Below are 13258 nucleotides of genomic sequence, written 5' to 3' on the forward strand. Positions count from 1 at the left end.
CAGGGATTCTACGCAGTCGGTACCCGTTGAACAGCTCATGACGGAGCTGATTCGGGGGCTGCACGATGATCGTGATTGTTGATGAACGAGACCTGGTTAAGGAAGGGTATCAATCGCTCTTCAACAGGGAAGGCATCGCAAGCGCCGGTTTCCGATCTGCAGAATTCGGCGACTGGGTCGAGAGCGTCGCACCCTCCGATCTGAAATCCGTCCGCGCCTTCCTCATCGGTGAATGTTCCGAAGACAAGGTGTCGCCCCGCGCCATCCGCAGCCGCACCGCGGCACCCGTGATTGCGCTCAGCGAGCATCATTCTCTGGAAAACACGCTTCGCCTGTTTGAAACGGGCGTCGACGACGTGATCCGCAAGCCCGTCCATATTCGCGAAATCCTGGCCCGCATTGCTGCCATCCGTCGCCGCGTGCAGGACGATGTGGTGAGCTACACCGAAGTCGGCCCGATGCGCATCTATACCGATGGCCGCGATCCCGAGATCAATGGCGCGCCCCTGCCCTTGCCGCGCCGCGAGCGTCGCATTCTGGAATATCTGGCGAGCAATCGCGGCCGCCGGGTGACCAAGTCGCAGGTTTTCAATGCGATCTACGGCCTGTTCGACGATGCCGTCGAAGAGAATGTGGTGGAAAGCCACATCTCCAAGCTGCGCAAGAAGCTGCGCGAAAAGCTCGGCTTCGATCCCATCGAATCCAAGCGTTTCCTCGGCTACCAGTTGATGGCTTGAACACCGGGAAGCCAACAGCTTCGCACAAGCGCCTTTCGCCATTGTGACGGTGGAAGCGCTTGCCGGATCGGCCTGACGCCAGCACAGAAGCCGATGTACCAATTCAGCTATGCCGACATTCCAGCCGACACGATAGCCGATGCGCGTGATCGCGAACGGCAACTGTTGTCGCGCTCCATCGAGCTTCTTCAGGACGCGCGTGAGGCCGGCCCGCGATCGCGCCAAGCGGTTGAAGCCGCCTTGTTCGTGCACCGGATCTGGACGAGCTTCGTCGGCGATCTCCAGGCACCAGAAAACTCCACGCCGCAGGACCTGCGCGATCATCTGATTGCAGTTGGCTCCTGGCTCATGGCCGAGTCCGAGGCGCTGCGGTTGGGACGCTCCGCCGACATTGACGGCCTGATCGACGCGTCGAGAACCATCAGGGACGGACTGAATTGAAAAGCCGATTGAAGATCGCGCTGAAGCCCGGCGAAAAGATCTATGTCAACGGCGCGGTGATCAGCGTCGACCGCAAGGTCTCGCTGGAATTCCTCAACGACGTGCAGTTCCTGCTGCAAAACCACGTCATGCAGGCCGACGATGCGACATCGCCGCTGCGCCAGCTTTACTTCATTGTCCAGATCATCCTGATGAACCCGGAAGGCGCGGATCAGGCCCGCACCATGTTCGGCAAGACGCTGCCGGTTCTGCTCGAAACGTTCCAGGACGATGAAACGCTTGCTAGGTTGAAAGACATCGACCGGATGGTCGGCAACAACCAGATCTACGAAGCCCTGCGCGCAATCCGCACCCTGTTCCCGCAGGAAGACGCCTTGCTCAACAAAGCCGTTCCGCGCATGGACGCCATACACCTGCCCGCCGCGGCGGAATAAAAAAAGCCCGCCATCGCGGCGGGCTTTTTGGTCGGTTCGAATTGCTTACAGCTCGGGGCAACCGCGCTCATTGGCAAAGCGCATCGTTTCGGTGCGGCCACGGCGGGTTTCACCTTCAACGGTAATGCTGCGCGGGGTTACGCGGATCACTTCCACGTCGCGTAGACCTTCGTCACGGGCTGCTGCGCGGGCTTCGCGCTCCGAGCAACCACCGCGTGGCGGCGGGCCACGGCGATCGCGATCGCGGTCACGATCGACCGGACGCACGCCATTCGGTCCAATTTCCAGCTGAATGCCCTGTGCGGAGGCAAACGACATGCCCCCTACGAGCGAGCCAGCCGTCACTGCGAGTGCCAGACCCGCGGATGTCAGAACCTTACGCATCTTCTTCTCCTTCGCGACCACGTCGCTCATTGATCATCGTCGCAATAAGTCTTCACAACGAAGACTGTTCCCGAACATTAGTTCGTTCTGAAACTTTGAAGCTCGCAATTTCTGCTTCGCACGCACTGCAATTGTCACGTTGACGTAAACGGAAGCGGTCCATACATCTCGGCAGGGCTTAGATGCCCACCATCCCGAGGAGAGATTGATGACCCTGCAGGAAATCGCAGCACAGCTGCAAACCCGCGTTGCCGATGCCGATTTCGACAAGTCCGTGAAATTCGTGCTGGGCACCGAGGGCGTGATCGTGCTCGACGGCGGTAAGGTCACGACCGAAGACGCGCCGGCCGATTGCACGATCACCATATCGCGCTCCAATTTCGAAGACCTCGTCGCCGGCGACCTCAGCCCAACAGCCGCCTTCATGTCCGGCAAGCTCAAGGTAGACGGCGACATGTCCGCCGCCATGGCACTCAGCCAGCTGCTTTAAGGGCAGGATTGTGCGTCCTTCGAGGCTCGTCCGACTGGCTTGCCTCGACACCTTCGCACCCGCGCGGGCTCGCAGCTCAGGATGAGGAGCGTTGCGCCTGGTGACGAGTGTTGTGCCACTCACATCTGCATTCCGCACCTGCGGATACGGATAAGGATCATCCACGCAGCAACATCCGCAGCTTAGCGGCACCCCTATCCGCTTCGTCATCCTCGGGCTTGACCCGAGGATCCATGCCGCAGCGATCAAATCCAGATCCACGCTCGACAATTAACAAGCAGGTGAGAGATCATCGGGACGGGCTGAAAGGCCGCAGCGGTTCAGGCATGGATCCTCGGGTCAAGCCCGAGGATGACGAAGCATCATGGTCCTCCTGCGTGAACGGAGCAGACACAACAGTCCTCATCCTGAGGTGCGAGCGCAGCGAGCCTCGAAGGAGGCACTGCCGTTCATCATCAGCGACAAGCGTTGCCGTTCACCCAGCCCGAGCCACAACCTCGCTCACCTTACGGCCGGATGCCTTCAGCGTACCCTTCGCACCATCGAGCCATCCTTCAACCAGTTCCAGCGCAAGGAAGCGGTGGCGCTCATAAGGGCCCGGCATAGCGAGGTCGCCGGTCTTGGCGGCGGAAAAGCCGAAGCGTTCGTAGTAGCCGGGATCGCCGACAAGCAGGATTGCACAGTGGCCGAGGCGGGTGGCCTCGGTGATGGCTTGGCGCATGAGGGCGGAGCCGATGCCGCCGGATTTGGTGCTTGGCTCGACGGCAAGCGGCCCGAGCAAAAGCGCCTGCACGCCGTCGCCCAGGCGCACGTTCCACAGCCGCACCGTACCGACCAGTTGATCCGCTTCGTCGCGTGCAACCAATGCTAGACCCTCGGCCGGCTTGCGGCCGCGGCGCAGCTTTTCGGACGACTTGCGCTTGCGATTGGCGCCCATGGCCAGGTCGAGCAGGGCTTCGCGCGAAACAACATCGCCCAGCCGCTCGGCGCCAAGTGTGAAGGCCGGGCGGGCGACGGGACGGTGATCGACCTCGGGAAGAGCGGTCTGGATGAGGGCGTCAAAGGACGCTTGGAAAGCAGTGTTGGTGTTCATGGTATTTCACGATCAAGCGAGCGAAACACCTGGCGCACCGATCCGTTGCGAGATCGGCCGCCGCAGGTATGGATTGTGAAGGATGTTACAGGCGGGTGATCGACCCGCCTGCTTTGGCTTACGAAAGGCTCAGATCACGTAGGATCGGAGCGGCTCGAAGCCGTTGAACGCCACCGCCGAATAGGTGGTGGTGTATGCGCCGGTGCCTTCGATCAGCACTTCGTCACCGATCGTCAGCGACAGCGGCAGCGGGTACGGCGTCTTCTCGTAAAGAACGTCGGCACTGTCGCAGGTCGGGCCGGCGAGCACGCAAGGCGCAACCGCATCGCCGTCGCGCGGCGTGGCGATCGGGTAGCGGATGGCCTCGTCCATCGTTTCGGCCAGACCGCCGAACTTGCCGATGTCGAGATAAACCCAGCGCACGTCGTCAGTGTCGGACTTCTTCGAGATCAGCACGACTTCCGACTTGATGACGCCCGCATTGCCAACCATGCCACGGCCCGGCTCGATGATCGTTTCCGGGATCTGGTTGCCGAAATGCTTGGACAGCGCCTCGAAGATCGCCTGGCCGTATGCCTTCGCAGCCGGCACGTCCTTCAGGTAACGGGTCGGGAAACCGCCGCCCATGTTGACCATCTTCAGAACAATGCCTTCGCGCGCCAGCGTTTCGAACACCATCTTGGCATCGCCGAGCGCCTTGTCCCACGCGCCGAGATCGCACTGCTGCGAACCGACATGGAAGGACACGCCGTAGGAGTCGAGGCCGAGCGACTTGGCGTGACGCAGAACGTCGACAGCCATCGCTGGCACGCAGCCGAACTTGCGCGACAGCGGCCATTCAGCACCCTCGCCATCGGTCAGAACGCGGCAGAACACGCGGCTGCCGGGAGCAGCACGGGCGATCTTCTCGACTTCCTCGACGCAATCCACGGCAAACAAGCGGATGCCATGCGCATAGGCACGCGCAATGTCGCGCTCCTTCTTGATCGTGTTGCCGAAGGAAATGCGGTCAGGCGTGGCACCGGCGTCAAGCGCCATTTCGACTTCCGCCACGGAGGCGGTGTCGAAGGAGGAGCCGAGCTGGGCCAGCAGGCGCAACACTTCCGGAGCCGGGTTTGCCTTCACGGCATAGAAGATCTTCGAGTCCGGCAAAGCGCGCTCGAAGGCATGGAAATTGTCTTCGATAACGTCGAGGTCGACCACGAGGCAGGGACCGTCGGGACGTCGGGTAGCGAGGAAGTCGATGATGCGCTGTGTAGCCATGAAACTCTCCATCGGCGCACCCTTCTTCAGGATGCACTCAAGGCTGCGCTGCACGGGCCAAGCAGGCCTCGTTCAAACGCGGTGGACAAAGGCGCGACCGCTCTTTCTGGCACCAGCCGGTGGAGACCCCGGAACCAGAACAACGTATCACACGGCGATGAGCAGAGAGCCGCCCGGCTCAAGCTCGCTTTGTCTGCCTTGGCTTGGATGGGAGTGTCCCGTTCCGCACTGCCGGCAATGAGGGTGTGCCTCTTTGTTTAACCCCGGATATGGACAACCGAGGGGTAACCAGAAAGGCCCGCACCGTCGTTGCTTCAAGGCGTCCTCGGATCGGCGGTTGGCCGCTGAACCGACCGGGCTCGTTACTTCCCGGTTACCTGCCCTTGCCTCGCCATTTCGAGGTTCGGGGGACGCCCACAGGCACGTGCGACTTTGGGCAAGCGCGGATATAAGGAGAGCCTTCGTCACAATCAATCGGAAAAATCCCGCTGGTTGAAAAAGTTCGAAAGCAGGACGATGTTGGCGTCATTGTATCCGGAGCTTGAACGATGACGGACATCCAAGACGGCGTGAACGCCTTCATGCCGAACACGCAAGTCATTGTTCCCAATAGCCAAAATGGACCTCTTTCTGGACTGAGCTTCGCCGTCAAGGACATCTACGATGTTGCTGATCTGCCGACCGGCGGCGGCAATCCGGTGAAGCTGGCTGAGTCGCAGCCAGCAAAAATCACTGCGCCGAGCGTTCAGACGCTGCTCGATGCCGGCGCGCGATTCGCGGGCAAGACGCAGACAGACGAACTCACCTTCTCCCTGATGGGGCAGAACGCGCATTATCCCGAGCCGGTGAACAGCGCGGCACCCGATCGCGTGACCGGCGGATCGTCATCCGGCTCGGCGGCTGCGGTAGCGGCCGGACTGGTGGATTTTGCGCTGGGATCGGACACGGGCGGGTCGATCCGCGCGCCGGCAAGCTTCTGCGGCCTGATCGGCCTGCGGCCGACCCATGGACTGATATCGCTGGACGGCGCAATGCCGCTGGCGCCGAGCCTCGATACATTCGGTTGGTTCGCGCGGGATGCCGCGACCTATGAGCGGGTTGCCGATGTGCTGCTTGGAACCGAGTCACCTGCACAGACATGGCGGCCGCTCCGGCTCGGCGCACTCGATACGCTGGTGCTCGGGTCAGCTGAAGCGGATGAATATGCGCGGATGGTCGAGATTGCGGCTCACCCAATCGGCACACCGAGCTTAGCCCCACCCCTCTCCATCTCGCCGGAAGCGCTTTATTGGACCTTCCGCAAGATCCAGGCCTTCGAGGCCTGGGAGGTGCATGGGCCATGGATTTCGTCCGGCGAGCGCGGTCTTGGGCCGGGCGTGAAGGAGCGCTTCGAATACGGCCAAACCATCACGCGTGACGTCTACGAAGCGGAAAGCACAAAGCGCGAAGCATTCCGCGACGAGCTTGCCGCGCTGCTTGGCAACGATGGCCTGCTGGTTCTGCCGACTGTGCCGGGCGCAGCCCCCTTGAAGGCTGCTACCTTCGACGACATCCAGGCCTATCGCGAGCGCGCGCTGCAGCTGCTGTGCCTTTCGGGCATGTCCGGTTTTCCGCAGATCACCATACCGCTGGGAACCGTGGAGGGCGCGCCGTTCGGCCTGTCCTTGATCGGGCCAGCCGGCAGCGACCACCAGTTGGTTTCGCTGGCGCGCCACATCCTCGAACACAAAGGCTGACGTTGATGGACACCCTCACCCGTATGCGGGCCTTTATCGATGTGGTGGAAGCGGAGGGCTTTTCGGCCGCCGCGCGCAAGATCGGGCGATCCAAGGCGCTGCTGTCCAAATATGTGCGCGAGCTCGAAGACGAACTCGGCGCGCTGTTGCTCAACCGCACGACCCGGCAGTTTTCCATGACGGAGGCCGGGCACACCTACTATCAGCGCGCGGCCGAGATCGTGCGCGAGATCGACAGCCTGTCGGACACCGTGCGCGAAAGCTCCGGCGATGTGCGCGGCCGCATCAAGATGTCGGCGCCCCGCACCTTTGCCGATGCGGCAATTGGGCAGTCTCTGGTGGATTTCGCCAAGGAGAACCCGCAAATCACGCTGGAAATCAGGCTGGACGACCGCTTCATCGATCTCGTGGAAGAAGGCTTCGATCTTGCGATCCGCATCACGCGACTGGAAAGCTCATCCTTGATCGCGCGCCGCCTGGCACCCTTCACGACGCGGCTTTGCGCTTCGCCGGCGCTGATCGAGAAACACGGCATTCCGCAAAAGCCGCAAGATCTCAGCAACCTGCCCTGCATCATCGACACCAACACGCGCTACCTGTCCTCCTGGCCGTTCTGCAACGAAGCGGGCGAAACGATCAGCGTTGCTGTGAGCGGGCCAATGGAGGTCAACAGTCCGCTCGCCAGCCGAGCGGCGGCGATCTCTGGTTTGGGCTTCGCGCTTCTGCCGGATTTTGTGGCAGCGCCTGCGATCGAGGACGGCACGCTGGTGTCGGTGCTGCAAGACCGCATCCCGCGCGACGGCGGCATCTTCGTGGTCTATCCGCATCGCCGCTATCTGCCGGCCAAGGTCCGCGCATTGGTGGATTTTCTGGCGGTCTGGTTCAAGGCGCACGAAGCCCGGCTGTAAGTGGAAAGGCTGAAGCGAGTTTGCGGCGTTAAGGGGGGCTCGTCCCACTTTCGCCGAACTCCTCGGCACAGTGGCGCCATCAACGGGAGCCGACGATGCGCCTTTCACGACGTTGCGTCACAAGCCTGGCTGTTCTCGGCGCGCTTGCGGCTTCCACCTCGCCGGCCCGCGTGCATCCGCACATCTTTGCCGAAGCGCGGCTCGATGTCGTGATCGGCCCTGACAACAAGGTTCATTCCCTTCAGCATGTCTGGCGCTTCGACGATTTGTTTTCGAGCACGGTGCTGGTCGAGTTCGATACCAACAAGGATCTGAAGCTCGACCACAAGGAACTCGAGGAAGTCGGCAAGACCGTCCATGAATCGCTGGCCGAATACAACTATTTCCAGGTCGTCACGCAAGACGGCAAGGACGTGAAGATGGTGGCACCCGACAAGCTGATCGCGACCTTGGAAGACAACCAGTTGATCATCCTGTTTGAATCCAAGATGGCCGAGCCCCTGCCCCTGAAAGGCAAGCTGGACTTCGGCGTTTATGACCCGACCTTCTATACCGCGATCGATTTCGTGGATGATGCCAATATGGCGGTGCAGAACCTGCCGCCGGCCTGCGCGCGCGAAGTGATCCGCCCGGACCCGGACGAGGCCATCGCCGCCAATCAGTCGAGCCTGACGGATGCGTTCTTCAACGATCCGACCGGTACCGATCTCAGCAAGATCTTTGCGACCCGCCTTGAACTGAACTGCAACGCCGCTGGATAACCGCATGAAGAAGAGCGCTTTGCGCGCGACTTTCGCGCTGATCGCCGTCGCATATGTCATGACCCACTTCCTTGGCCATGCACATGCGCAAAGCTCGCTGGGCATCGGCACGGCCGAGCCGTCCATGGCGCCGACCGGTTTCTTCGCTCGTTTCTTTCAATGGGTGAACGCCTACCAGCAGAGCTTCTATCGCTCTATGACGGTGGCACTGAAGGGCATGCGCGAAGACGGCTCGCAGCTCTGGCTGCTGATCGGCCTGTCCTTCGCCTATGGCATCTTCCACGCGGCCGGCCCCGGCCACGGCAAGGTGGTCATTTCCTCCTATATGCTTGCCAACAACGTAGCGCTGCGGCGCGGCATCGTGTTGTCGGTCATTTCCTCGCTCTTACAGGGCCTTTCCGCCGTCGTGGTGATCGGCACCGTGTTCCTGTTCCTGCGCGGCACGTCGATCTCCATGACCAAGGCGACCTGGTTCCTGGAAGTGCTGAGCTTCGCCATGGTCGCCGCTTACGGCGCCTGGCTTCTGGCTCGCAAGCTGCGCCGCTTTTTGCCCGCCCTCATGCCGCGCCCGGCAATGGCTACCAGCGGCGGCGCGCCCATTCACGACCTGTTCGACACGCAGCCGGCCTGCGAAACGCCTTCGGTGATGAAGCGCAGCGCCACCGCGACCACCGGATCGATGTTCAGCGCCAGCGAGGCCACGGCTGAGCGCATGGAAGTCTGCCGCGATTGCGGCCAGATGCATGCCGTCGACCCCGCGCAACTCGAAGGCGAGCGCTTTGATCTGCGCGCGGCCTGGGCCGCGATCATCGCCGTCGGCCTGCGCCCCTGCTCAGGCGCGCTGATCGTTCTGACCTTCTCGCTGCTGAATGGCTTGTGGTTCGGCGGCATCGTGTCGGTTTTCGCCATGGCGCTCGGCACGGCGATCACCGTGTCGCTGCTGGCAACCCTTGCCGTCGTGGCAAAGAACGTCGCGCTGTCGGTCTCCGGCGAAGGCTCGTTCGGGGCAGCCGTTCACACAACGATCGAGATCGCGGGCGCGGCGGCGCTGCTGCTCATCGGTCTAGTTCTGCTCGGCGCCAGCCTGTCAGTGTAGCCAGTCCTTCAATGATGTTCGTCGGGCCGCAGCGTCAGCACCGACACGCCGGAGGCCGTCACCGCAACCGTGTGCTCGAACTGGGCGGACAATGAGCCGTCGCGGGTTTTCACCGTCCAGCCATCGGCTTCCGTGCGCACGCTGCGCCGGCCGCGATTGAGCATCGGCTCGATGGTGAACACCATGCCTTCGCGCAGCGCCATGCCCGTTTCCGGCTTTCCGAAATGCAGGATCTGCGGCTCTTCATGCATCTCGCGGCCAATACCGTGGCCGCAAAACTCGTGCACCACGGAATAGCCGTTGCGCTTGGCGTGGCGCTCGATGGCATAGCCGATATCGCCGAGGCGGGCACCAGGGCGAACGGTCTGGATACCCTGCCACATCGCATCATAGGTCGTTTGCACCAGCCGCCTGGCAGCGGGGTTCACCTCGCCGACCCGATAGGTCTTGCTGGAATCCGCAATGAAGCCGTTCTTTTCCAGGGTAATGTCAAAGTTGACGATGTCGCCGTCGAGCAGCACATCGGTTTCGGAAGGCACGCCGTGGCATACGACCTCGTTGATCGAGGCATTCAGCACGAAGCCGTAATCATACTGGCCCTTGCTCGCCGGCCGCGCCTGAAGATCATGCGTGATGAAATGCTCCACCATGTCGTTGATCTCGAGCGTCGACTTGCCGAGAAGCGGTGTGCGGTCGATCAGCGCGAAAACGGAGGCGAGCAGCCGCCCGGACTGCGCCAGCAGCGCCAGCTCATGAGGCTGCTTGGTCATGAGTCGAGGGCCGCCGGCGCTGGTGCCGTAACGCCAGCCGAACTCAGCTCGCGCGCCATGATCTCGGTGAAAGGAAGCGTCGGATTGGTCTCACACAGCATGCCGACCCTGATCCAGTAAGCCGCCTGCGCATTGATCGATCGGCACGATACCTTGCTGACGCGGCGCAGCTGCTCGTGCAGCTCATCATCGATGTTCACGATGCCCATCGCCTCATCCATATATGGTTCATATATGGATGATCTACACGGCATGTATGAGGAAGCTAAGAGGCGCTAGGCCCCTCTTAGGAAGTTCAGCGTCCCGATTGCCTGCGGCTGCGCAGCCAGAACACACCGAAAAAGGCCAGAACGAAGCCGACGGCGATGATACCGGCCGCCGCGGTGGAATAGCTGCCGACCGCCAGCATGATCTTGGGCAGCAGAAAGGCGCCGACGCCGAAAACCAGCAGGAAGATAGCCGCGGCCAGCACGGGGCCGCGATTTTCGGGGGCAATCATTTCCGGTCCTTTCGGGCGAGCCGCAATCAGTGCGCGTGGGCAGCAGTGTCGGCGCAGGTGTCGCGTTCGGTTTCCACCGTCGCATGGGCGATGTTGTGCCGCTCGGCCAAGCGCTTCTTGACGGCACGCACAACGCTGGAAGGTTCGGCATCGTCCTTCAAGCAGGCATGCAGGGTCGCCATGTTGCGCGATCCATCCATCGACCAGACATGCATGTGATGCACCTCACGCACGCCGGAAATGCTGGTTTCGAGGTCGCGGATCACCGTGTCGCGGTCGAGCGTTTCGGGCACGCCCTCGAGCAGCACGGTTGCAGCGTCGCGCATCAGACGCCACGCCGTGGACAGGATCAGAACGGCCACGAGAACCGAGAGAATGGGATCGATCGGCGTCCAGCCGGTAGCCATGATGATCAGGGCCGCTGCGATCGCTGCAACCGAGCCAAGCAGGTCGCCGATCACATGAACGATCGCGCCGCGCATGTTCAAACTGTCCTGATCGCCGCCATGCAGAACGAAGAAGCCGATGATGTTCACCGCCAGGCCGCCGATCGCGACATAGAGCATCGGCCCAGCGAGAACGGGCGCGGGCTGGATGAAGCGGACAGCCGCCTCATAGATGATCCAGAGAGCGACGCCGAAGATCGCAATGCCATTGGTATAGGCGACCAGCGTCTTCACGCGACCCAGGCCGTAGGTATGGCGGGCATTGGCCGGCCGTTCCGCCAAATGAAAAGCGTACCAGGCCAGAGCGAGCGCAATGGAATCGGTCAGCATATGGCCGGCATCGGCCAGCAGCGCCAGCGAGCCGGTGACGAGACCGCCGATCGCTTCGGCAACCATGAAGCCGCCAGTAAGAACTGCCGCGATCAGCACCCGCTTCTTGTCGGTGGAGCCATGCACATGCGCGCCATGACCATGATGATGGCCGTGTCCGTGATGACCGTGGCTGTGGCCCCCGTGATCATGCCCCGCATGATCGTGATCGTGTTTCCCTTCGCCGTGAGGATGCGCCTCATGCGAATGGTCGTGGTGATCGTGGGCGTGCGCCATGGTCGTCGTCTCTGCTCAAACAGCCTTGTGCTGCATCTCGCCGAGCTTGCGCTTCTGTTTGCCGGCCGCGTCGAAGTTCTGGGGATCGAGCCAGGCATCATACGCAGCCTTCAAACCCGGCCACTCGCTGTCTAGCATGGAATACCAGGCCGTGTCGCGATTCTCTCCCTTCTGGATCATGTGCTGGCGAAAGATGCCTTCGAAGGTGAAGCCGAACCGCTCCGCCGCGCGCTTTGAGGGTTCGTTGTTGTTGTTGCACTTCCACTCATAGCGACGGTAGCCGAGGTCGAAGACATACTTTGCGAACAGATACATGGCTTCCGTAGCGCCCGGCGTGCGCGAAAGTTCCGGTCCCCAATAAATGTTGCCGATTTCGGCAACGCCGTTGACCGGGTCGATCCGCATCAGGCCCTGACGCCCCACCGCTTTGCCCGTTGTTTGATCTACTACCGCAAAGAACAGCGGATCTTCGCTCCGCGCGCTCTTATCGACCCACGCATCGAAGGCGGCGCGATCGGAGGCTGCTTCCTCGAACAGATAGCGGAAGCGCTCTTCGGAATGCGTGGCCTGTGAGGCCTCGAACAGGTCGTCGCCGTGCCGGGCGAGATCAAGCGGCTCCAAACGTACATAGCGGCCCTGAAGCACGATGCGCTCCGGCCGCGACTTGAGGGTCCAGTTGCTGAGGTCGGCCATGCTTCAAGCTCCACGAAAAGGCAGACCGAACCACTAATGCCGAACACGGCTGCGAGCGCTATGGCAAGCGTTGCGACTGATGAAGCCAGCAACCTGTCTCAGCCGCGCCCGATAAACGGCATCCTGGTAGCCATCACCGTCATGAACTGCACATTGGCTTCCAGCGGCAGGCTCGCCATATGCACGACGGCATCGGCGACGTGAGCGACATCCATCAGCGGCTCGGGCGCCAGCGTGCCATTGGCCTGCAAAATGCCCTTGCCCATCTGGTCGGTCATCTCGCTGGCGGCATTGCCGATGTCGATCTGACCGCAGGCGATATTGAACGGCCGGCCATCGAGCGACAGCGACTTGGTCAAGCCGGTGATGGCATGCTTGGTAGCGGTATAAGGCACTGAGCCCGGACGCGGCGCATGCGCCGAAATTGAACCGTTGTTGATGATGCGCCCGCCTTGAGGGTTCTGCCGCCGCATCAGCGCAAAGGCCGAACGCGCGCACAGAAACGCGCCGGTCAGATTGACCCCGACCACGGCGTTCCAGGTTTCGACGGGAATCTCGTCGATCGTTCCGCCGGCAGAAAAGATGCCTGCATTGTTGAACAGGAGATCGAGCCGTTTGAACCGGCTCTCGATGTCCTGAAACAGCGCCTCGACCGCACTGGCATCCGACACATCGCAGGCATGAACGAGCGTCGCGCTCCCCTCGCCTGCCAGCCGAGCCGTTTCTTCCAGTGCATCCCGGCGCCGCCCCGCCAGCACGATCGACCATCCGGCCTTTGCCAGCGCCAAGGCTGTCGCGCGGCCGATGCCGCTGCCTGCCCCTGTCACGAGCGCGACTTGGATCTGCGCCATTGTTCCCTCCTGCGAACCCATCTGGCTCATCGCGTCTTTGCTTTCGCCTC

At 61.9% G+C, this 13258-nt stretch carries 17 protein-coding genes; 8 read left to right on the forward strand and 9 right to left on the reverse strand.

All coding sequences use genetic code 11. The annotated features are described in order from the left end of the window. Window positions 1-65 precede the first annotated feature (65 nt). The 3 genes from IE166_RS08945 (at window position 66) to flbT (ending at window position 1612) form a co-directional block, all read left to right on the forward strand. Window positions 66-737 (forward strand): response regulator transcription factor, encoded by a 672-nt coding sequence (locus IE166_RS08945; protein ID WP_189503080.1) that lies wholly within the window; start codon window positions 66-68, stop codon window positions 735-737. 93 nt (window positions 738-830) lie between these two features. Continuing rightward, on the forward strand, window positions 831-1178 hold the full coding sequence (flaF, locus tag IE166_RS08950) for a flagellar biosynthesis regulator FlaF (protein WP_189503081.1): 348 nt from the start codon (window positions 831-833) through the stop codon (window positions 1176-1178). Beyond that, window positions 1175-1612: a flagellar biosynthesis repressor FlbT gene (gene flbT, locus IE166_RS08955; RefSeq protein ID WP_189503082.1), complete on the forward strand. Its 438-nt coding sequence runs from the start codon at window positions 1175-1177 to the stop codon at window positions 1610-1612. Before flaF ends, flbT begins: the two co-directional genes overlap by 4 nt. 45 nt (window positions 1613-1657) lie before the next feature. On the opposite strand, the gene IE166_RS08960 is transcribed toward flbT, so the two are convergent. Continuing rightward, on the reverse strand, window positions 1658-1996 hold the full coding sequence (locus tag IE166_RS08960; protein ID WP_189503318.1) for a hypothetical protein: 339 nt from the start codon (window positions 1994-1996) through the stop codon (window positions 1658-1660). Window positions 1997-2204: 208 nt separating this feature from the next. Between IE166_RS08960 and IE166_RS08965 the strand changes: the two genes are divergently transcribed. Beyond that, the gene (locus tag IE166_RS08965; RefSeq protein WP_189503083.1) at window positions 2205-2486 is read left to right on the forward strand and encodes an SCP2 sterol-binding domain-containing protein; all 282 of its coding nucleotides are present in this window, start codon (window positions 2205-2207) and stop codon (window positions 2484-2486) included. Window positions 2487-2961: 475 nt separating this feature from the next. On the opposite strand, the gene IE166_RS08970 is transcribed toward IE166_RS08965, so the two are convergent. Together IE166_RS08970 and odc2 are read right to left on the reverse strand one after the other, a co-directional pair. Continuing rightward, window positions 2962-3579, reverse strand: coding sequence for a GNAT family N-acetyltransferase (locus IE166_RS08970; protein ID WP_189503084.1), 618 nt, complete (start codon window positions 3577-3579; stop codon window positions 2962-2964). A 129-nt stretch (window positions 3580-3708) separates the two neighbouring features. Next, window positions 3709-4842 carry an ornithine/lysine decarboxylase gene (gene odc2 / locus IE166_RS08975; protein ID WP_189503085.1) on the reverse strand — a complete coding sequence of 378 codons (1134 nt, stop codon included), beginning with the start codon at window positions 4840-4842 and terminating at the stop codon, window positions 3709-3711. 548 nt (window positions 4843-5390) lie between these two features. Here odc2 and IE166_RS08980 point away from each other — a divergent pair. The 4 genes from IE166_RS08980 (at window position 5391) to IE166_RS08995 (ending at window position 9343) form a co-directional block, all read left to right on the forward strand. Further along, entirely contained in the window at window positions 5391-6578 is a 1188-nt protein-coding gene (locus IE166_RS08980; RefSeq protein WP_189503086.1) for an amidase, read from the forward strand. 5 nt (window positions 6579-6583) lie between these two features. After that, on the forward strand, window positions 6584-7486 hold the full coding sequence (locus IE166_RS08985; RefSeq protein WP_189503087.1) for a LysR family transcriptional regulator: 903 nt from the start codon (window positions 6584-6586) through the stop codon (window positions 7484-7486). 95 nt (window positions 7487-7581) lie between these two features. Beyond that, window positions 7582-8247 (forward strand): DUF1007 family protein, encoded by a 666-nt coding sequence (locus IE166_RS08990; protein ID WP_189503088.1) that lies wholly within the window; start codon window positions 7582-7584, stop codon window positions 8245-8247. A gap of 4 nt (window positions 8248-8251) precedes the next feature. Continuing rightward, on the forward strand, window positions 8252-9343 hold the full coding sequence (locus IE166_RS08995; protein ID WP_189503089.1) for a nickel/cobalt transporter: 1092 nt from the start codon (window positions 8252-8254) through the stop codon (window positions 9341-9343). 8 nt (window positions 9344-9351) lie between these two features. On the opposite strand, the gene map is transcribed toward IE166_RS08995, so the two are convergent. The 6 genes from map to IE166_RS09025 all read right to left on the reverse strand — a co-directional run bounded on the left by map (window position 9352) and on the right by IE166_RS09025 (window position 13208). Further along, the gene (gene map / locus IE166_RS09000; RefSeq protein ID WP_189503090.1) at window positions 9352-10113 is read right to left on the reverse strand and encodes a type I methionyl aminopeptidase; all 762 of its coding nucleotides are present in this window, start codon (window positions 10111-10113) and stop codon (window positions 9352-9354) included. Continuing rightward, window positions 10110-10322, reverse strand: a complete 213-nt coding sequence (locus tag IE166_RS09005; RefSeq protein ID WP_189503319.1) for a ParD-like family protein — start codon at window positions 10320-10322, stop codon at window positions 10110-10112. Before IE166_RS09005 ends, map begins: the two co-directional genes overlap by 4 nt. 86 nt (window positions 10323-10408) lie before the next feature. Continuing rightward, window positions 10409-10612: a hypothetical protein gene (locus tag IE166_RS09010; protein WP_189503091.1), complete on the reverse strand. Its 204-nt coding sequence runs from the start codon at window positions 10610-10612 to the stop codon at window positions 10409-10411. A gap of 26 nt (window positions 10613-10638) precedes the next feature. Continuing rightward, entirely contained in the window at window positions 10639-11664 is a 1026-nt protein-coding gene (locus tag IE166_RS09015; protein WP_189503092.1) for a cation diffusion facilitator family transporter, read from the reverse strand. A gap of 15 nt (window positions 11665-11679) precedes the next feature. Continuing rightward, a complete protein-coding gene (locus tag IE166_RS09020) occupies window positions 11680-12357 on the reverse strand; it encodes a GNAT family N-acetyltransferase (protein ID WP_189503093.1) in 678 nt (225 codons plus the stop codon). Window positions 12358-12455: 98 nt separating this feature from the next. Beyond that, window positions 12456-13208 carry an SDR family oxidoreductase gene (locus IE166_RS09025; RefSeq protein WP_189503094.1) on the reverse strand — a complete coding sequence of 251 codons (753 nt, stop codon included), beginning with the start codon at window positions 13206-13208 and terminating at the stop codon, window positions 12456-12458. Between the last annotated feature and the right edge of the window lie 50 nt (window positions 13209-13258).

Origin of the sequence: Tianweitania populi, from assembly GCF_014652875.1 — a bacterium.
Classification (GTDB): Bacteria; Pseudomonadota; Alphaproteobacteria; order Rhizobiales; family Rhizobiaceae; genus Tianweitania; species Tianweitania populi.